Origin of the sequence: Aureimonas sp. ME7 (genome assembly GCF_903970965.1) — a bacterium.
In the GTDB taxonomy this organism is placed as follows: domain Bacteria; phylum Pseudomonadota; class Alphaproteobacteria; order Rhizobiales; family Rhizobiaceae; genus Aureimonas.
The window spans coordinates 53,679-71,842 of record NZ_CAJCKW010000002.1 but is presented as its reverse complement, the minus strand read 5'-3'; the positions used below and the strand labels follow the sequence as shown (position 1 = coordinate 71,842).

At 64.6% G+C, this 18,164-nt stretch carries 22 protein-coding genes; 13 read left to right on the top strand and 9 right to left on the bottom strand.

Translation table 11 applies throughout. The features are described from left to right. Positions 1 to 12: 12 nt before the first annotated feature. Positions 13 to 405 carry a MerR family DNA-binding transcriptional regulator gene (locus H7A85_RS03715; protein WP_182084567.1) on the top strand — a complete coding sequence of 131 codons (393 nt, stop codon included), beginning with the start codon at positions 13 to 15 and terminating at the stop codon, positions 403 to 405. Between the two features lie 4 nt (positions 406 to 409). Here H7A85_RS03715 and H7A85_RS03710 read toward each other — a convergent pair whose 3' ends face one another. Then, positions 410 to 1,366, bottom strand: coding sequence for a heparan-alpha-glucosaminide N-acetyltransferase (locus tag H7A85_RS03710; protein WP_182084566.1), 957 nt, complete (start codon positions 1,364 to 1,366; stop codon positions 410 to 412). A 95-nt stretch (positions 1,367 to 1,461) separates the two neighbouring features. On the opposite strand from H7A85_RS03710, the gene H7A85_RS03705 reads away from it, so the two are divergent. Together H7A85_RS03705 and H7A85_RS03700 are read left to right on the top strand one after the other, a co-directional pair. Then, positions 1,462 to 2,292: an aldo/keto reductase gene (locus H7A85_RS03705; RefSeq protein ID WP_182084565.1), complete on the top strand. Its 831-nt coding sequence runs from the start codon at positions 1,462 to 1,464 to the stop codon at positions 2,290 to 2,292. 48 nt (positions 2,293 to 2,340) lie between these two features. After that, complete coding sequence (locus tag H7A85_RS03700) at positions 2,341 to 3,132, top strand: ElyC/SanA/YdcF family protein (RefSeq protein ID WP_182084564.1); 792 nt, start codon at positions 2,341 to 2,343, stop codon at positions 3,130 to 3,132. Between the two features lie 3 nt (positions 3,133 to 3,135). Here H7A85_RS03700 and H7A85_RS03695 read toward each other — a convergent pair whose 3' ends face one another. Together H7A85_RS03695 and H7A85_RS03690 are read right to left on the bottom strand one after the other, a co-directional pair. Next, complete coding sequence (locus H7A85_RS03695) at positions 3,136 to 3,402, bottom strand: DUF3253 domain-containing protein (RefSeq protein ID WP_182084563.1); 267 nt, start codon at positions 3,400 to 3,402, stop codon at positions 3,136 to 3,138. Between the two features lie 5 nt (positions 3,403 to 3,407). Beyond that, the gene (locus H7A85_RS03690) at positions 3,408 to 4,100 is read right to left on the bottom strand and encodes a DUF599 family protein (RefSeq protein ID WP_182084562.1); all 693 of its coding nucleotides are present in this window, start codon (positions 4,098 to 4,100) and stop codon (positions 3,408 to 3,410) included. A gap of 125 nt (positions 4,101 to 4,225) precedes the next feature. Here H7A85_RS03690 and H7A85_RS03685 point away from each other — a divergent pair, with 125 nt between their 5' ends. Next, positions 4,226 to 4,645 (top strand): DUF1489 domain-containing protein, encoded by a 420-nt coding sequence (locus H7A85_RS03685; protein ID WP_182084561.1) that lies wholly within the window; start codon positions 4,226 to 4,228, stop codon positions 4,643 to 4,645. 15 nt (positions 4,646 to 4,660) lie between these two features. Here the strand turns inward: H7A85_RS03685 and H7A85_RS03680 are convergent, their stop codons facing one another. Together H7A85_RS03680 and H7A85_RS03675 are read right to left on the bottom strand one after the other, a co-directional pair. Then, positions 4,661 to 4,924: a hypothetical protein gene (locus H7A85_RS03680; RefSeq protein ID WP_182084560.1), complete on the bottom strand. Its 264-nt coding sequence runs from the start codon at positions 4,922 to 4,924 to the stop codon at positions 4,661 to 4,663. Positions 4,925 to 5,037: 113 nt separating this feature from the next. Next, positions 5,038 to 6,519, bottom strand: a complete 1,482-nt coding sequence (locus tag H7A85_RS03675) for a D-alanyl-D-alanine carboxypeptidase family protein (RefSeq protein ID WP_182084559.1) — start codon at positions 6,517 to 6,519, stop codon at positions 5,038 to 5,040. A gap of 323 nt (positions 6,520 to 6,842) precedes the next feature. On the opposite strand from H7A85_RS03675, the gene H7A85_RS03670 reads away from it, so the two are divergent. The 5 genes from H7A85_RS03670 to H7A85_RS03650 all read left to right on the top strand — a co-directional run bounded on the left by H7A85_RS03670 (position 6,843) and on the right by H7A85_RS03650 (position 11,501). Continuing rightward, entirely contained in the window at positions 6,843 to 7,202 is a 360-nt protein-coding gene (locus H7A85_RS03670; protein ID WP_182084558.1) for a phasin family protein, read from the top strand. Positions 7,203 to 7,417: 215 nt separating this feature from the next. After that, positions 7,418 to 7,816, top strand: coding sequence for an ATP-dependent Clp protease adapter ClpS (clpS, locus tag H7A85_RS03665; RefSeq protein WP_244630921.1), 399 nt, complete (start codon positions 7,418 to 7,420; stop codon positions 7,814 to 7,816). Between the two features lie 8 nt (positions 7,817 to 7,824). Continuing rightward, positions 7,825 to 10,332: an ATP-dependent Clp protease ATP-binding subunit ClpA gene (clpA, locus tag H7A85_RS03660; RefSeq protein WP_182084557.1), complete on the top strand. Its 2,508-nt coding sequence runs from the start codon at positions 7,825 to 7,827 to the stop codon at positions 10,330 to 10,332. Between the two features lie 123 nt (positions 10,333 to 10,455). Then, positions 10,456 to 11,139 (top strand): AzlC family ABC transporter permease, encoded by a 684-nt coding sequence (locus H7A85_RS03655; protein WP_244630919.1) that lies wholly within the window; start codon positions 10,456 to 10,458, stop codon positions 11,137 to 11,139. Further along, complete coding sequence (locus H7A85_RS03650) at positions 11,136 to 11,501, top strand: AzlD domain-containing protein (protein ID WP_182084555.1); 366 nt, start codon at positions 11,136 to 11,138, stop codon at positions 11,499 to 11,501. Before H7A85_RS03655 ends, H7A85_RS03650 begins: the two co-directional genes overlap by 4 nt. 3 nt (positions 11,502 to 11,504) lie before the next feature. On the opposite strand, the gene H7A85_RS03645 is transcribed toward H7A85_RS03650, so the two are convergent. The 4 genes from H7A85_RS03645 to H7A85_RS03630 are packed head-to-tail and all read right to left on the bottom strand — an operon-like array spanning position 11,505 to position 14,438. Further along, positions 11,505 to 11,927 (bottom strand): HIT domain-containing protein, encoded by a 423-nt coding sequence (locus tag H7A85_RS03645; protein ID WP_182084554.1) that lies wholly within the window; start codon positions 11,925 to 11,927, stop codon positions 11,505 to 11,507. A gap of 58 nt (positions 11,928 to 11,985) precedes the next feature. Further along, positions 11,986 to 13,209, bottom strand: a complete 1,224-nt coding sequence (locus H7A85_RS03640; protein WP_182084553.1) for a GNAT family N-acetyltransferase — start codon at positions 13,207 to 13,209, stop codon at positions 11,986 to 11,988. 24 nt (positions 13,210 to 13,233) lie between these two features. After that, positions 13,234 to 13,968 carry a glycerophosphodiester phosphodiesterase family protein gene (locus H7A85_RS03635; protein WP_182084552.1) on the bottom strand — a complete coding sequence of 245 codons (735 nt, stop codon included), beginning with the start codon at positions 13,966 to 13,968 and terminating at the stop codon, positions 13,234 to 13,236. Between the two features lie 5 nt (positions 13,969 to 13,973). After that, positions 13,974 to 14,438 carry a RidA family protein gene (locus H7A85_RS03630; RefSeq protein WP_182084551.1) on the bottom strand — a complete coding sequence of 155 codons (465 nt, stop codon included), beginning with the start codon at positions 14,436 to 14,438 and terminating at the stop codon, positions 13,974 to 13,976. 93 nt (positions 14,439 to 14,531) lie between these two features. Between H7A85_RS03630 and H7A85_RS03625 the strand changes: the two genes are divergently transcribed. From H7A85_RS03625 to pyrH, 4 genes are all read left to right on the top strand, one after another. Further along, positions 14,532 to 15,344, top strand: coding sequence for a DUF1849 family protein (locus H7A85_RS03625; protein ID WP_182084550.1), 813 nt, complete (start codon positions 14,532 to 14,534; stop codon positions 15,342 to 15,344). Between the two features lie 164 nt (positions 15,345 to 15,508). Then, complete coding sequence (gene rpsB / locus H7A85_RS03620; RefSeq protein ID WP_182084549.1) at positions 15,509 to 16,306, top strand: 30S ribosomal protein S2; 798 nt, start codon at positions 15,509 to 15,511, stop codon at positions 16,304 to 16,306. 109 nt (positions 16,307 to 16,415) lie between these two features. After that, positions 16,416 to 17,342: a translation elongation factor Ts gene (gene tsf, locus H7A85_RS03615; RefSeq protein ID WP_182084548.1), complete on the top strand. Its 927-nt coding sequence runs from the start codon at positions 16,416 to 16,418 to the stop codon at positions 17,340 to 17,342. Positions 17,343 to 17,444: 102 nt separating this feature from the next. Further along, positions 17,445 to 18,158: a UMP kinase gene (gene pyrH, locus H7A85_RS03610; protein ID WP_182084547.1), complete on the top strand. Its 714-nt coding sequence runs from the start codon at positions 17,445 to 17,447 to the stop codon at positions 18,156 to 18,158. Positions 18,159 to 18,164 lie beyond the last annotated feature (6 nt).

Here is an 18,164-nt window from a genome sequence, read left to right as displayed (position 1 = left end):
GAGGGGCCTGGCATGCGCGATTACTACACGATCACCGAGCTGACGCGGGAGTTCGACATCTCCACGCGCACCATCCGCTTCTATGAAGACGAGGGCCTGATCTCGCCGATTCGGCGCGGTCGCACCCGGCTGTTCCGGCATTCCGACCGGCAGCTGCTGAAGATGATCCTGCGCGGCAAGCGCCTGGGGTTCTCGATCGCCGAAATCCGGGAGATCATGGCCATGTACCGCACGCCGCCCGGCGAAGCGGGGCAACTGCGCGCAATCGCCCGGCGAATCGGCGAGCGGCGCGCCGAACTGGAACAGAAGCGTCGCGATATCGAGGACCTGCTGGCCGAACTCGATCAGGCGGAAGAGGCCTGCCTGACCCGCATGGCCGAGCTCGGCATTCCGCCGAGTTCCTGATTCGTCAGGGCTCGGACGCGAACGAACACTGATCCACCGTCCGGCGAACGGACTGGTGCTGGTCCTCGTTCAAGCGCCCGGCGAGAAGATCGGCGAGAAGCTGGTCCTTCTCGAGCGTCGTGCGAACGCAGCCGCAATAGCGATCGCAGAACCCTCCGTCGCGCGTTTCGAGGCAGCTCTGCCGGCAGCTGCGATCGAAGGCGGCGGTCTGGTCCGGCGGCGCGATGTAGGCCGCCAGGGCGATCAGCCCGATCGAGACCGGTTGGTGGATGAGGTAGAACGCCAGGGAATGGTGGCCGAGGCGGCCGAGCCAGTGCGCAGGGCCGAAGCGCCCGTTTATGCGCCGCAGCGTGGCCCACCCGCCGAAACGCTCCAACAACTGGCTTGTCGCGATACCGGTCAGCACCGGTGCCAGCCAGGGGACGAGCGGCACGAAATCGTTCGAGATCGGCGGATCGGCCGAGAGACCGATCCAGGCGAGCCAGCGAGGGTCCGTCCAGGGCGTCGAGACATAGGCTGGGAGAAGGACGAGGACGACCGTCAGTCCTAAGTTGACGATGGCCGGCAGTCGGATGGCGACGAGACCGAGGACGCTGGCGAGCGCGATCAAGTGCAGGATGCCGAAAAAGACGAAGGTCGCAGGGGTGAATAGATAGGTGGCGACGCTGATGGCCGCCGCGCCCGCCACGATCTGAACGAGGCGTTTGCGAAACGAGGGCCAGCGCACGTTCCGACCGTGAGCGAGATGCAGGCCGATGCCGACCATGACGAGAAAGCTCGTCGCGATGGCGCGTGCGTAAAGGCGCCAGCCCCCGACCTGGGCGAAGCCGGGATCGAGGTATCCGAAGAACTCGAGGTCCCAGGTGAAGTGGTAGCTGGCCATCGCGAGAAGGGCGACGCCGCGTGCCACGTCGAGCGCCTCGATTCGCGAGCCGAATGTCGGAGCGGGCTGTTCACGCATCGGAGCGTCCTCTGGTCCTCATCCGCAACCGCCTATCTGAATGGCGAATGCGGCGCGACTGAATTTCGTGTGCCGGAAACGGAGCTTGGGGCGGAATGAAGATCATCGAGGCGAACGGCGCGAGGATCCCGGCGATCGGGCTGGGGACGTACAAGCTGAACGGCAGCCAATGCGTCGACATGGTCGAGCGCGCGATCGGTGCCGGGTATCGTCATATCGATACGGCCCGAATGTATGGAAACGAGCGCGAGGTCGGCGAGGGAATACGGGCAAGCGGCATCGCACGGGGCGACCTCTTCGTCACCACCAAGATCTGGTGGGAGGATATCGGCTCGGACAAGCTGTTCCGCACGGCGGAGGACGCGCTGGCGGCACTCGACGTCGGGCCCGTCGATCTCCTGCTGATCCATTGGCCGAACGCCGACGTTCCTTTGGAGCAGTCGATCGCGGCGTTGAACCAGGTCAAGGATCGCGGGCTGACGCATCATATCGGCGTCGCGAACTTTCCGAGCCGCATGCTGGAGCAGGCAGCGGCGGCCTCCGCAAGTCCGCTCGTGTGCAATCAGGTCGAGTATCATCCGCGCCTGTCGCAGGAAGAGGTCTTGCGCTCCTGCGAGCGGCTCGGCATGGCGCTGATCGCCTATTCGCCGATCGGGCAGGGCAAGGATCTGCTCACCGACCCGGACGTCGTCGAGATTGCGGAGCGGCTCGGCCGTACGCCGGCGCAGGTCGTGCTGCGCTGGGAGATCGAGCAACCGAACGTCGGGGCGATCCCGCGCACCTCCAACCCGGATCGGCTGGCCGAGAACCTCTCCGTCTTCGACTTCGAGCTGACGGAGAGCGATCGCGCAACGCTTCGTGAGATGTCCAGGAATCGTCGCCGGTTGGTCGATCCGTCCTTTGCCCCGCATTGGGACGAGCGATAGGAAACGGCTTTGTCCGCGTGCTTCGGCATTCCACCAGCATAGGCCTTCATGTTCTTCGCTCTGTCTAAAATCGCCTGGTATCTCGTCCAGCCGCTCGTGATCATTCTGCTCGTGGGGCTGGCCGGCGTCGTGGCCTACCTGTTCCGGTCTCCCAGGCTCGGGATGGGGTTGGTGTCGACCTCGTTGCTGATCCTGGCAGTCGTCAGCCTCACGCCGCTCGGCCTCCTGATGCTGAGCGTTTTGGAGAACCGTTTCCCCAAGCCGGATCTGCCGGAGAACGTTGCCGGCATCGTGGTTCTCGGCGGCTCGTTCGATACGCGGATCGGGCGTACGCGGGGCGTGGCGGAACTAAACGAGGCCGCCGATCGCATCACCACGACGCTGGCGCTGGCGCGGCGCTACCCGAACGCGCGCGTCGTCTTCTCTGGAGGTGCTGCGGCGATGTTCGAGGAGGACGTGACGGAAAGTTCGCTGGCCCGGAAGATGTTCGACGAACTCGGTCTGCCGCCCGAGCGGCTGGAACTCGAGGACCGATCTCGCAACACGACCGAAAATGCGCTCTTTACGCGCGAGATCGCGCAGCCGAAGCCGGGAGAGACCTGGGTTCTCGTGACCTCGGCGGCGCATATGCCGCGTTCGATCGGATGCTTCCGCATCGCCGGGTTCGACGTCGTGCCTTACCCGACGGACTACCAGACCCCGTCGGGAAGCGCCCTCTACCGCCCTTCCAGCGCAACGGTGCGCAACCTCGAGAAGGTTCACTTCGCGATCCGCGAGTATCTCGGACTGGTCGTGTACCGGCTGACGGGAAAGACCGACGCGCTGTTTCCCGCGCCCTGACGCTCACGCCTTCGGGGCGAGCCGGTAGATCCCTTTCAGATCTGCCGGCGCCAGGGGCTTGCCCTTGCGCTTGATCACCAGATTGCCGGCTTCGGCCAGCCGAACGGCTTCCTGCCGGATCGGCTGCATGAGAAGCCGCCATTCCTTCTCGTTGGACCCAGCAAGCGCGCGTGCGACTTCGGATGGACACACCGTCTTGTCGGGCCCTCGCTCCTCCACCATGCGCAACATGGTCTGACGAAGGGTCTCGGCGGAAAACTTCGGCTTCATCGCACTCACGAAAGGCAGCGGTTGGCGTCGGAATAGAACTGTCGGTGGCCGAGGATCAGGATCACGAGGCTCGTGGTCCCGACCAGCACCCAAGGCCCGATGAACCAGCCGAGATAGCCGAGACCGAAGAAGATGCCACGCAGGCCCGAGTTAAAGTGGCGGGCGGCGATGCGGTTCATCGTCAGAGCGCGCTGCAAGGCCGCTTCGGCGACGTCCGGTTCGGCATCGGCCTCCTGGCGCATCGGGATCGCGCCGATCAGGATGGTGCAGTAGTTAAAGAGGCGATAGGCCCAGCCGAACTTGAAGAAGGCGTAGGCGAAGATCGTCACGAGCCCCAGGAGCTTCGCTTCCACCAGCGAACGCTCGAAGCTGCCCTGCAACGGCAGATCGGTGACGATCGCGGCGATCTGTTGCGCCGAGCCGAGAAGCGCGAAGCAGCCACCGATCGCGAAGATGCAGGCGGACGCGAAGAAGCCGGTTCCCTGCTGGAGTCCGGCCATGATCGCCGTGTCGATCATGCGGAGGTCGCGGCGCAGGAGCGTGCGCATCCAGACCTCGCGTTGACGGTTCATCAATTGGCTCATGCCCCGATGCGCGAGCGCTGGCATTTCCACGACGAAGGAATAAGCGATCCAACCGCCCACGAACGCGATGAAAGCCAGAAGGTTGGGAAGATCGAAGATCTGATCGATGCGCATGGGCCGGATCGCAAGCCTCGAAACGGTCGGAAGTTCGCGTCCTTGTCCTATGCCGCCCGACCGTTCGCAAGGGCGGACGCGCGCCGTCCTTGACGGATCGCATGCGCGGACGCAAAACCTGCCCCATGCCCCTGCATATGATCAAGCTCTGCGTCGGTGTCGAAAGCGTCGAAGACCTGCAGGCGCACGTTCAGGCACGATTGGCCGGCGTTCCCGGCGCCGAACAGGGGCATATTACCCGTGTGACGCCCAAGAGGGCGTCCGAGATCCTCGATGGCGGCTCTCTCTACTGGGTGATCAAGGGGCAGGTGCAAGTGCGCCAGCCGATCCTGCGGTTCGATCCGATCCGGACGGAGGACGGCATCGAGCGCTGCCGGATCGTCCTGCGTTCGGAGTTCTACCGGACGCGGCCGCTGTTGAGGCGGCCTTTCCAGGGATGGCGGTATCTTCTCGGGGACGATGCCCCCTCCGATGCGAGCGAGGCGGATCTCGCAGATCTGCCCCCCGCGCTACAGCGCGAACTCGTGGAACTCGGGCTCCTCTAAAATCGGGGCTGTCGTTCAGGCGTCGAAGGCGATCCGAACCGCCGGCCGACCGCTTGAGGACTGGACGCTGAGACGAAGCTCGGCGCGGGGCTGAGACGAACGCCAAGCGCGGGCGCCGTGGCAGAGCAGGAGACCCACGAGGTCCTTGGCGCGCAGGCGCGTCCGGCCGTCGCGATAGTCGGAAAGGCGCGATGCCGCTTGGTTCAGTGGGTGCAGCCCGACCACCGACGCCTTGGCTTCCAAATGGACGAGATTGGTGCTTTCCGTTTCGAAGGTCATGGGTCGCCTCGGGTCATGCTGACGGCTGCAGGGCGTGCGGGTTCGTTCGCGAAGGCACGCGCTGAGGACATGGAAGATGGATGGAGCCCGGCCGGTGCCGGGCCTGATGAAGATCAGTTCGCCGCGATCGCGTAGCAGGCGTAGGATCGGCTTTTCAGCGCTTCGCAGGCGGCATTGGCGGCGGCCTTGTCGGCAAAGCCGGAGAACCGCGCGCGGTAGAGGGTCTGCGATCCGCTCGAAACGGCCTCGGTGAAGGGGCTGGCGCTGGCGAGCGCGCTGCCCGTGCGCTGGCGGGCTTCGGCCAGGATATCGTAGGCGGTGGCTTCCACCGGGGTCGCCGCGATCTGCACCACCCAACCGGACGAGGGCTGGATGGCCGCCGTGCGGGTCGAGGGTACGGGCGAGGACGTGCGCGTCACCACGTTCGGGATCGATGCGCGCGGCACGGGGCCGGGCGAAGCGAGCGCGGTGGCGACGGTGCCGAGCGAGCCGCCGTCGTTGGCTTCGAGCGCTTCGCGGATCGCGTCGCGTCCGACTACGGGGCGCCGGCTCGGCGCGGTGATGGCGTTCATCGCGCCGGTCGCGTTCGACCCATAGGCTTCCGCGACGCGCTCGTTGATCGCCGAGGAAGCGATGCGACGGGTTGGCACGGGAACGCTGGCGGGCAGGGCGGCGACGTGGCTGGCGACGGACGGGCCGCGCGCGCTCGGGCTGTAGGACGCGATCAGCGCCGAGCCGTTGCCGGAGCTGAGGCTCGGCAGATACTTGGTGACGAGCTCGGCCATGTGGTCGTCGCGCGAGCGAGCGGTGCGCCCGCCCATCACCACGGCGACCAGCTTCTTGTTGCCGCGCACCACCGAGGTGACGAGGTTGAAGCCGGAGGCGTTGATGTAGCCCGTCTTGATCCCGTCAACGCCGTCGATGCGGCCGAGCAGGCGGTTGTGGTTGCCGATCGTCTGGCCGCGGAACTTGAAGCTCCGGGTGCTGAAGTACTTGTAATATTGCGGGAAATGCTCGCGCAGCGCGATGCCGAGCGTCGCCATGTCGCGCGCCGTCGTCATCTGTGCGTTGTTCGGCAGGCCGTTGGCGTTCTGGAACGTGGTGCGCGACATGCCGAGCTTGCGAGCCTTGGCCGTCATCATCTCGGCGAAGCGCGTCTCGGTGCCGCCGAGATATTCCCCGATGACCACGGCCGCGTCGTTGGCAGAACGCGTCACCAGGCCGAAGATGGCTTCCTCGGCCGAGATCGTCGATCCCACCTTCATGCCCAGCTTGGACGGGGGGCGAGCCGCGGCGTAGGCCGAGACCTTCATCGGGGTAGAGAGCGTCGCGCGCCCGCTCTCGAGCGCGTCGAACAGCATGTAGAGCGTCATCATCTTGGTGAGCGAGGCGGGATAGCGCCGCTCGTCGGCGCTGCGGTCGAACAGGACCTTGCCGTTGCTCGCATCGATGACGATGGCCGAGTACCGCTCGTCGGCTGCCTGCGAATGCGCGATCGAGGCGTTGAGTAGCACGCTGCTGCCGAGCGCCGCCGCCATCAGGGACCGAGACATGCGTTTTGCGGCAGCTCGGATCGACGTAAACGCTTGCGGCATTTGCGGCACTCTCGGTTCGTGTGTTCGAGATGCTGCCGCCGATTCGCGCCGTGGCGCACGAACGGGACCCAAGACTGTGTCTTCGCGATCTCTTCTTGAGGGAAAGATACGCAGGGCGGTCTTACCAATCCGTTTATGGTTGCCGGAACCTTGTGATCGAGTTGCGGCGGTTGAGTCGAATTGTTGTGAACTCCGGCATCCAAGTTGCGGTGCAGCAAGGTACAATCAGGGCTTGCATAAATTTGTGCAGTGCAATATGAAAGGGACATGGCGGATTGAGTTGGTTTGGGTGCCGCCACGTTTTCGCGAAGGGAGAGACTGCGATGAACGCATATGCCGATGCCAACAAGTTCGGGAAAGAGGGCGTGGACAATGCGCTTCGCTCCCTTTCCGCCATGACCAAGGGTTTCCAGCAGATCGCCTCGGAGACCACCGAATTCACTAAGAAATCCTACGAGCAGTCGACGCAGCTTTTCGAGCAGATGTCGCAGGTTCGCACGCTGGACAAGGCGCTCGAGGTCCAGGGCGATTACGCCCGCAGCGCCTACGAGGCTTGGATCGCGCAGGCCAGCAAGGTCGGCGAGATCTATTCGGAGATCGCCCGCGAGGCCTATCGCCCGCTGGAAGGCTCGGTGTTCTCGTTCAACCGGTTCGTGCCGGGATCGTCGCAGCAGACGCCCTGAACCGAACGGCCCATCGATTTTGGAGAAAAGGCTCGGCGCTTCGCCGGGCCTTTTTTCGTGGCGCTTGTCCATCGGTGGATTATGGTCGGGGTTGATTTGCGCGACGATTCCGTCGCGACACGAGTTGCAACCCGATTCCTAGAACGCCCGAACGAAATTTTGCCGCATGCCACAGGCGTCTTAAATTGTCGTTCCGCGCACATACATATCGAGCGATGGCGAAAGTGAACTCTTCGAACGATCGGGCCACTCGGCAACGGATCGCGGCCCATGCCCATCGCCTTCAAGGCGACGAGGGCGAGCGCGGCGGCGGGACGGATCGCGGCACGTCCGTGATCACGCGGACGAAGCCCAAGACCAAGAAGCCGAGCCTCTACAGGGTTCTCCTTCTCAATGACGACTACACCCCGATGGAGTTCGTCATCCATGTTCTCGAGCGGTTCTTTCAGAAGGATCGGGAAGCCGCCACGCGCATCATGCTGCATGTGCACCAGCACGGCGTGGGCGAGTGCGGCGTCTACACCTACGAGGTGGCCGAGACCAAGGTGACGCAGGTCATGGATTTCGCTCGCCAGCATCAACATCCGCTTCAATGCGTGATGGAAAAGAATTGAGGTGAAGCTTGCCGACATTTTCACAAAGCCTGGAAAAGTCCCTCCATCAGGCGCTCACCTTCGCCAACGAGCGTCATCAGGAATTCGCGACGCTCGAACATCTGCTGCTCGCGCTTCTCGAAGATAAGGATGCCGCCGCCGTGATGCGCGGCTGCAGCGTCGATCTCGACACGCTGCGTGCGTCCTTGATGGAGTACATCGATACCGAACTCGCCAATCTCGTAACCGGGCATGACGAGGATTCGAAGCCGACGGCGGGCTTCCACCGGGTGATCCAGCGTGCGGTGATCCATGTGCAGTCTTCGGGCCGCGAGGAGGTGACGGGCGCCAACGTGCTCGTCGCCATCTTCGCCGAGCGGGAAAGCCATGCGGCGTTCTTCCTGCAGGAACAGGAGATGACCCGTTACGACGCCGTGAATTTCATTTCTCATGGAATCTCGAAGCGTCCGGGCGCCTCCGAAGGCCGCACCGTGCGAGGTGCGGAGGACGAGCAGTCTGTCATGGGTAGCAGCGAGGAAGAAGGTCGCCGCAAGACGCCGCAGGATGCCCTCACGGCCTACTGCGTCAACTTGAACGAAAAGGCGAAGACGGGCCGGATCGATCCCCTGATCGGCCGCGCCAACGAGATCAACCGGACGATCCAGGTCCTGTGCCGCCGCTCCAAGAACAACCCGCTTTACGTGGGCGATCCCGGCGTCGGCAAGACGGCGATCGCGGAAGGGTTGGCCAAGCGGATCGTCGAGGGCGACGTGCCGGAAGTCCTGGCGGACGCCACGATCTTTTCGCTTGACATGGGCACGCTTCTTGCCGGCACGCGCTATCGGGGCGACTTCGAGGAGCGGTTGAAGCAGGTCGTCAAGGAGCTCGAGGAGTTCCCGGGCGCCGTCCTGTTCATCGACGAGATCCATACGGTGATCGGCGCCGGTGCCACGTCCGGTGGGGCGATGGATGCGTCCAACCTTCTGAAGCCTGCGTTGTCTTCGGGTGCGATCCGCTGCATCGGCTCCACGACGTACAAGGAGTATCGCCAGTTCTTCGAAAAGGACCGGGCTCTCGTCCGGCGCTTCCAGAAGATCGACGTCGCCGAGCCGACGATCGAGGACGCGATTGCGATCCTGAAGGGTCTCAAGCCCTATTTCGAGGACTTCCACCACGTGAAGTTCTCGAACGACGCGATCAAGTCGGCCGTCGAGCTATCCGCGCGCTACATCAACGACCGCAAGCTGCCGGACAAGGCGATCGATGTGATCGACGAGACCGGCGCGTCGCAGATGCTGCTGCCCGAGCCGAAGCGGAAGAAGAGCATCGGCGTGAAGGAGATCGAGGCCACCGTCGCCACGATGGCGCGCATTCCGCCGAAGTCGGTTTCGAAGGACGACGAGGAGGTTCTATCCAACCTTTCGGAGCAATTGAAGCGCGTCGTCTACGGGCAGGATGCGGCGATCGAGAACCTGACGACCGCGATCAAGCTGGCGCGCGCCGGCCTGCGCGAGCCGGAGAAGCCGATCGGTTCCTACCTGTTTTCCGGCCCGACCGGCGTCGGCAAGACGGAAGTGGCCAAGCAGCTGGCCTCGGCGCTCGGCATCGAACTCCTGCGCTTCGACATGTCGGAGTACATGGAGCGGCATACCGTGTCGCGGCTGATCGGCGCGCCTCCGGGCTATGTCGGCTTCGACCAGGGCGGTCTTCTGACCGACGGTGTCGACCAACATCCGCACTGCGTGCTTCTTCTCGACGAGATCGAGAAGGCGCATCCGGACCTGTTCAACATCCTCCTGCAGGTGATGGACCACGGTAAGCTGACGGATCACAACGGCAAACGGATCGATTTCCGTAACGTGATTCTGATCATGACGACGAACGCCGGTGCTTCGGAGGCCCAGCGCGCGGCGATCGGCTTCGGCTCGACGCGGCGTACGGGCGACGACGTGGAGGCGATCAACCGCCTGTTCACGCCGGAGTTCCGCAACCGTCTGGATGCGATCATCCCGTTCGGCGCTCTGCCGACGCCGGTGATCCACGAGGTCGTGCAGAAGTTCGTCATGCAGCTGGAAGCACAGCTGTCCGAGCGCGGCGTCACCTTCGATCTCGACGCGGCGGCGATCGCCTGGCTCGCGGACAAGGGATACGACGAGTATATGGGCGCACGCCCGCTCGGCCGCGTCATCCAGGAATACGTCAAGAAGCCGTTGGCGGACGAGGTTCTCTTCGGCAAGCTGAAGCGCGGCGGCACGGTCAAGGTGACCGTGGTCGACGATGGAAGCGGCGGAAAGAAGCTGAACCTCGAAGCCATCGCCGACGAGAGCTTCACCAAGCCGCGCAAGGCCGGAGAGGCGAGGGGCCGCGTGATGGTCGGGCCGGATGGCGAGGAACTCGACGAGGAGTCCGCCGACTACGACGAGGAGGATGCGGACGACGATGCACCTTCCGTGGCCGAACAGTCGGCCGCGCCGAAGGAGCGTTCCGAGAAACGATCGGGCACCGTGCCGAAGGTACCGCGCAAGCCCGCCGAATGATCTAGAAAGGGCCGCCGCAAGGCGGCCTTTTTCTTTCGGTTTCGATTCGCCAACGACTGGAACATCATGGACGCGAGAACCGAACCGACCGACGACAGTGCGTCGGTCTGGATCCTCCGAGGCATGCGCCAGGTGCTGAGCGCTCCCGCCCTGATCCTCATCGTGGCGCATCTGGGATTTGCCGGCCTTGCACGTGAAGCCGGAGTCACGTGGGTTCAGGCGACCTTCATGGTCGCGACCATCTGGGCGCTGCCGGCCAACCTCATTCTTCTGGGCGCGATCACGGCCGGGCTGTCGCTGGCCGCGACCGCGCTGGCCGTCGGCCTCTCGTCCCTGCGGCTGATGCCGATGGTGATCGCGCTGATGCCCGATCTTCGAGGCCCGGGCTCGCGCAAGGCAACGCTTCTCTTCCTGTCCCACTTCATCGCCGTGACCGCTTGGGTGGTCGCGCTCGCCAAGCTGCCGCATGTGCCGCCGGAGCGGCGTACCGCCTTCTTCGGAGGTTTCGCCGTCACGCTGACTGCGCTGAATACGATGGCTGTGGCCTTGGCCTTCAACTTGATGGGCCAGCTTCCGGCGCTCGCGACAGGCGCCTTCGCGTTCCTCACCCCCGTCTACTTTCTGACCTCGCTCTACGGATCGGCGCGCGAGACGGCATCTCGTCTGGCCTTGCTGACAGGGCTTCTGGCCATTCCGATCGCCAACTGGTTGGCGCCCGAGTTCGACATCCTCCTTGCTGGGCTGGCCGGCGGGGCCATCGCGCATCTCCTCGCGCGTACGAAGCTTGCGCGAGGAGGCGTTCGATGACGGGGCTGAGCTACCACTCCATCGCCGAAACCTGGTGGCCCTACGTCTTCATTCTGGTCGCGGGATGGCTGCCAACCGATGTCTGGCGTTGGCTCGGGGTTCTGTCGGCGGGCCGGCTGGACGAGCGATCGCCTGCGATCGCGCTGGCGCGCACAATCGCGACCTCGCTGGTGGCCGCGGTGATCGGACGTCTCGTTCTTCTGCCGGGAGGCTCGCTGGAGGCGATTCCGCTCGGCTTTCGCGTCGCTGCGCTGGCCGGAGGCTTCGCCGCCTATTACTGGCTGGGGCGGCAGACGCTGGTGGCGATCGTGGTCGCCGAGGTCATCCTGCTCGCCGTGCCGTGGGCGCTCGGCATCATCTGACTTTCAGCCGAGCTCGGCGCGGATCGCCTCGGCATGCTCTCGTAGGAGTTCAGGGTCGGCGAACCCTTGCGCATGGCGCTCGAGCTCGACGCCCTCGTAGCGCGGGATGACGTGGAGATGGAGGTGGAACACGGTCTGGCCGGCCGGCGCCTCGTTGAACTGCGTCACCACGACGCCGTCCGCCTGGAACGCCGCCTTGGCCGCGCGAGCTAGACGAGCAACTTCCGGGAGCGCGCGCGACAGCACGGTGTCGTCCGCGTCCAGAAGGTTACGCGATGGCGCCTTGGGCAACAGCAGGCAATGGCCCTTGGACTGCGGCATCGCGTCCATAATCGCGACGAAGTCGTCGGTCTCGAAGATCTTGGTCGAGGGGATCTCTCCGCGCAGGATCCGGGCGAAGATGTTGGTGTCGTCGTAGCCGGCCATGCGGGTGCCTTCGAATCGAGAACGTTCGGCGCGATCTTAGCGAAGGGCGAGGGAGCGTCTACTCGCGCTCCGGTCCGCCCTTGCGAAAGGGGGTCGCAGCGGCGAGTTCCGGCTGGACCTCGTCGACATGCCGTCGTTCGCGCTCGAGATAGTCCTCGATCGCGTTTCGTAGGCCGGAATGGGCGACGAAATGGGCCGAATGGGTCAGAATCGGCTCGTAGCCTCGGGCGAGCTTGTGCTCCCCTTGTGCGCCGGCTTCGACGATCTCCAGCTTGTGTGCGATCGCGTAGTCGATGGCCTGATGATAGCAGACCTCGAAATGCAGGAACGGGTGTTCTTCCGTGCATCCCCAGTAGCGCCCGAAGATCCGCCCATCGCCCACGAGGTTCAAGGCGCCGGCGATGTAGCGGCCGTTCCGCTTCGCCATGACGAGGACGAGCGCGTCGGCCATCCGCTGTCCTAGAAGCGAGAAGAAGCGACGGTTCAGATAGGGCCGACCCCACTTGCGGCTGCCGGTGTCCATGTAGAACGCGAAGAACGCGTCCCACGCCGCTTCCGTGATGGCCGCGCCCGTCAGTTGCTCGATCTCGATACCGTTCGCCACGGCCTCGCGGCGTTCCTTGCGCAGTGCCTTGCGTTTGCGCGACGCCAGCGTGTCGAGGAAGTCCTCGTAGGTTTGATACCCGCGATTGACGAAGTGGAACTGCTGGTCGGTCCGATGAAGGAAGTCGGCGCTCAGCATCGGCGCGAGATCGGCGGCGTTCAGGAAGGTGGCGTGCGCGGAGGAAACACCGGTCTGCGCGACGTAGCCTTCGATGCCTTCCACCAGCGCGGATCGCAGGATATCGCCGCCCGCACCACGCCCGACCAGAAGGCGAGGGCCGGTGACGGGCGTGAAGGGGACGGAAATCTGCAGCTTCGGGTAGTAGCGCCCGCCCGCGCGCTCGAACGCATCGGCCCAGCCGTGGTCGAATACGTATTCCCCCTGGCTGTGACCCTTGAGATAGGCGGGCGTTGCGGCGAGCAATCGGCCGGAGGCATCTTCCAGAAGGAGATGCTGCGGCAGCCAGCCCGTTCGCCCGCCGACGCATCCCGCTTCCTCCAGCGAGCGCAGGAAGGCATGGCGAACGAAGGGATGGGGTGCTTGCGCCGAAGTGCCTGTATTGGCAAGCGCGTCCCAGCTTGCTGGATCGACGGACGCAAGGTCCTCGACCACCCGTATAGTCAGGCCGGGTGAAGCGGATTGCTCACTCGTGTCATCACCCGTTTCGCGATCGTGCATTGGAAACTCTCCGTCCTGCGGCCATCACGACGCGGGAGGACGAAAGCCTTCGAACGTCATCTGATCGGCATGCGAGGCGCTTCGTGCCACGTCGTCCGGCGTGCGCACCGTCCAACTGATCACCGGCGCTCCGCGATTGCCCCGCACCCAATCCACGAAGGAATTGGGCAGATGATGGACATTGTAGGACACGAAGGAACAGTTTCGCGAGAAAGCGTCACGATGCCGCTCCAGAGCGTCGGCGCGCGTTCCTTCCGCCGTCAGTCCGAGAGGCGTGCCCGACTTCAGGTCCGCCGACTGGTCCAGGATCCAGTGATCGAAGGACATCAGCGCGATGGGGCCTTCGTAGACGGCCAGAAGGGCGTCGAGTTGCGCGAGGAAGCCTGCGTCCGTTTGCGCGTCCGTTCCCTTCACCTCCACCACGAGGGGAACGCGCCCTGCGACCAGATCGAGAAGCTCGCGCAACGTCGGCACGCCGTCCTGCGACCCGGCAAGGCGCAGCCCCGCAAGCTCGGCAGCCGTGCGACTGCGCAAGGGGGTGTCCTCGCCCGTCAGCCGAAGGAGATCGTGATCGTGGAACACGACCGAAACGCCGTCGGCCGAGCGCTGGATGTCGCATTCGATCGCGTATCCCGCCTCGACCGCGAGCCGAAAGGCGCTCAGCGAGTTTTCGGGCACGGAGCGGTTCCCGTCGTGCAGCCCGCGATGGGCGATCGGACGGGCGGTCAGCCATTCAAGGGATGTTGCAGAAGCGGCCATCGGCGTCACGCGACCTCGAAAACGGCCTCGATCTCGACCGCGGCATCCAGCGGAAGCGCGGGAACGCCGACGGCGGAGCGGGAATGCTTGCCCTTTTCGCCGAGGATCTGAACGAGGAAGTCCGACGCTCCGTTGGCCACCTTGTGCTGTTCGGTGAAGCTGGGGGCGCTGGCGACGAAGACGGTCAGCTTCAGGAGGCGGCCGATCGTTTCGAGATCGCCGAGCGCGGCCTTGGCCTGGGCGAGAATGTTCACCGCGCAAAGCTTGGCGGCGCGCTGCCCTTCTTCCAGGGAAACGGCCTCGCCGAGCTTGCCCGTCACCGCCAGCTTGCCCGCGTCCATCGGCAATTGGCCGGAGGTCTGCAGGATATTGCCGTAGCGCACGAACGAGACGTAATTCGCGGCAGGTGCCGCTGCGTTCGGCAGCGAGATTCCGGCTTCGGACAGGCGGGCTTCGATCGAATCGGTCATCGTCATTCCTCGGAGCGGTTTGCGCTTGCCACCGCTATCAGCTTTTATCGGTGAGTTCGATCGTGCGAGCCGTCCCTCGGAAAGTCCCAAGTCTTGAAGCATTTCGCCTTGCCGCTGGTCGCGCTCATGCCGATCGCCTTCGATGCCGCGCCGGCTAAGGCCTTCGATCTCCAGCCGCACGAGGCGGTCTATGATCTCGAACTGGCGACCCAGACGCAAAACTTCAGCCAGGTGGAAGGGCGAATCGCGCTCCAGCTGAAGCCTGACACTTGCTCCGGCTTCGTGCTCGACTACCGCTTCCTCGCGCGGTTCCACGAAGAGGACGAACTGACCGTCACGGATCAGCAGACGTTGGCCAAGGAAACGCGCGACGGCAAGAGATACGAGTTTCGCACGCGAACCATCGTGGACGGAACCGAACAGGGCGTTGTCGAGGGAACCGCCAGCAACGAAGGCGCACAAACGAGCGTGACCTATACCTCCCCCGTCCAGAGGGAAACGACGTTGCCTTTATCGGTCTTTCCGCTCGGCCACACCGCGCAACTGGCGGAGCGCGCCAAAGCGGGGGACAGGGTCGTGCAGTCCAAGCTTTTCGATGGCGACGACGAAGCCGAGAAGCAGCTGACGACGACCGCGGTCCTTTTCCCGGCGAAGGCCGAGGACGTGCCCGCCAAGCCTGAGATCGCCACGCTGGTGGAGGGCCTGCGTGCCTGGAACGTCACCGAATCCTATTTCAACGATGACAGCAACGACGACGGGATGCCGATCTTTGAAACGCGCTACCGACTTTACGAGAACGGCGTTTCGGACAAACTCTATCTCGACTTCGGCGACTACACGCTGAAAGGCGATCTGAGCCGTTTGCAATATTACGACCCGGCGGCCGACTGCGCCGCCACCCCCTGATCCGACCACCCCGAAGCTTGCCCGATCCATCCCGATGGTGTATGGGCGCCCCCATTCCACACACGGAAGTTGGGCATGGGGAAACCTTTCGTTTTCCTTTTCCCTCCGGTGGCGGCCTCCGGCCGCTTCGTTCCGTGGAGGCTCAACCGGTAAGGACGAACACGATGGCATTACCTGATTATTCCATGCGCCAGCTCCTCGAAGCGGGCGTTCACTTCGGCCACCAGACGCACCGCTGGAACCCGAAGATGGGCCCCTACATCTTCGGCGCCCGCAACAACATCCACATCATCGACCTCGCGCAGACGGTTCCGCTTCTGCACCGCGCGCTGCAGGCGGTGTCCGACACGGTGGCCAAGGGCGGCCGTGTGCTCTTCGTCGGCACGAAGCGTCAGGCGTCCGAGATCATCGCCGATGCGGCGAACCGTTCGGCGCAGTACTACGTCAACGCCCGTTGGCTGGGTGGCATGCTCACCAACTGGAAGACCATCTCCAACTCGATCCAGCGCCTCCGTAAGCTGGACGAGCTTCTTTCGGGCGAGGCCCAGGGCTTCACCAAGAAGGAGCGCCTGACCCTGCAGCGCGAGCGCGACAAGCTCGACCGCGCGCTGGGCGGCATCAAGGACATGGGCGGCGTGCCGGACATGATCTTCATCATCGACACCAACAAGGAAGCGATCGCGATCGACGAAGCCAAGCGCCTCGGCATCCCGGTCGTGGCCGTGGTCGATTCGAACTGCGATCCCTCTCGCATCGACTTCCCGATTCCGGGCAACGACGACGCGGCTCGCGCGATCTCGCTCTACTGCGACCTGATCGCCCGTTCGGCCGTCGACGGCATCGCCCGCCAGCAGGGTGCGATGGGCGTCGATCTCGGTGCCATGGAAGAAGCGCCGACGGAAGAGGCCTTGGGCGAAGTCGAGGCTCCGGCCGGTGAAGAGCAGGCCGCTTCGGCCGCCTGATCCGCTTCCCCACGATCATCAGGGTGACGGCGCCGACGCGCCGTCACATGACCGGCGCACATCTTCGGACGAAGCGGTGCGCCCATTTTTTATCCGAGAGGCCAATCCGATGACGATCTCCGCTGCGATGGTGAAGGAACTGCGCGAAAAGACCGGCGCAGGCATGATGGACTGCAAGACGGCGCTCGCCGAGACCAACGGAGACATGGAAGCCGCGATCGACTGGCTGCGCGCCAAGGGCATTGCCAAGGCCGACAAGAAGTCGGGCCGCACGGCGGCCGAAGGCCTCGTCGGCGTGGCGTCCGAGGGCACCGCCGCCGTGGTCGTCGAAGTGAACTCCGAAACCGACTTCGTCGCCCGCAACGACGCCTTCCAGGCGCTGGTGCGCAACGTCGCCGACGTCGCTCTCAAGACCGATGGTTCGGTCGAGACGGTCGGCGCCGCGAACTACGCCGGCGGCGAGAAGACGGTCGTCGACACGATCAAGGACGCCGTCGCCACGATCGGCGAGAACATGAGCCTGCGCCGCTCGGCCAAGCTGACGGTCTCCGAGGGCGTCGTCGCCACCTACATCCACAACCAGGTCGTCGATGGCCTCGGCAAGCTCGGCGTCCTCGTCGCGCTGGAATCCACGGGCGACAAGGCTGCCCTCACGACGTTCGGCCGTCAGGTCGCCATGCACGTTGCCGCGACCAACCCGCTGGCGCTGACCGACGGCGAGATCGACCCGGCCACCGTCGAGCGCGAGAAGGCGATCTTCTCCGACCAGGCTCGCCAGTCCGGCAAGCCGGAGAACATCATCGAGAAGATGGTGGAGGGCCGCCTGCGCAAGTTCTACGAGGAGGTCGTCCTCCTGAAGCAGAACTTCGTCATCAACCCGGACCTGACCGTCGAGAAGGCGCTCGAGGCCGCGGCCAAGGACTTCGGCGCGCCGGCCAAGATCGTCGGTTTCGTGCGCTTCGCGCTTGGCGAAGGCATCGAGCGCGAGCAGAGCGATTTCGCGGCCGAGGTCGCGGCGGCCGCTGGCAAGAAGTAAGCACCTTCGTCAACCGACGAACTGGTGATCATGGAAGGGCGTCCGCTTGAGAAGCGGGCGCCCTTCCTGTATCGCAAGCCGGCATCATCCGAAGGGCATGGCATGACGATCCGCTTCAAACGCGTTCTTCTGAAGGTTTCCGGCGAAGCGCTGATGGGGAGTCAGGGCTTCGGCATCGACGTCGCCGTGGCCGATCGCATCGCGGGCGACATCAAGGAAGCGCGCGATCTTGGCGTCGAGATTTCGCTCGTGGTCGGGGGCGGCAACATCTTCCGGGGCGTCGCCGTCGCGTCGAAGGGCGGGGACCGGGTGACCGGCGACCACATGGGCATGCTGGCGACCGTCATCAACGCCTTGGCCTTGCGCACTTCGCTGAACAAGATCGGCGTCGATGCGGTCGTTCTGTCCGCCATCGCCATGCCGCAGCTTTGCGAGAGCTTCTCGCAGCAGGTCGCGTTGGCGCATGCGGAAAAGGGCCGTGTGGTGATCTTCGCCGGCGGCACCGGCAACCCGTTCTTCACCACGGATTCGGCCGCCGCCCTGCGCGCCGCCGAGATGGGAGCGACCGCCCTGTTCAAGGGAACGCAGGTCGACGGCATCTACAGCGCCGATCCGAAGCTGGTCCCGGACGCCACGCGTTTCGACACGCTGACGCACGACGACGTCCTCGGGCGCGGGCTTGCGGTCATGGACGTGACGGCCGTGGCGCTGGCGCGCGAGAACGGTATTCCCATCGTCGTCTTCTCGATCCACGAGAAGGGCGGCTTCGCCCAGATCCTCTCCGGCGGCGGTCGCTCCACGATCGTCACCGACTGATATTCG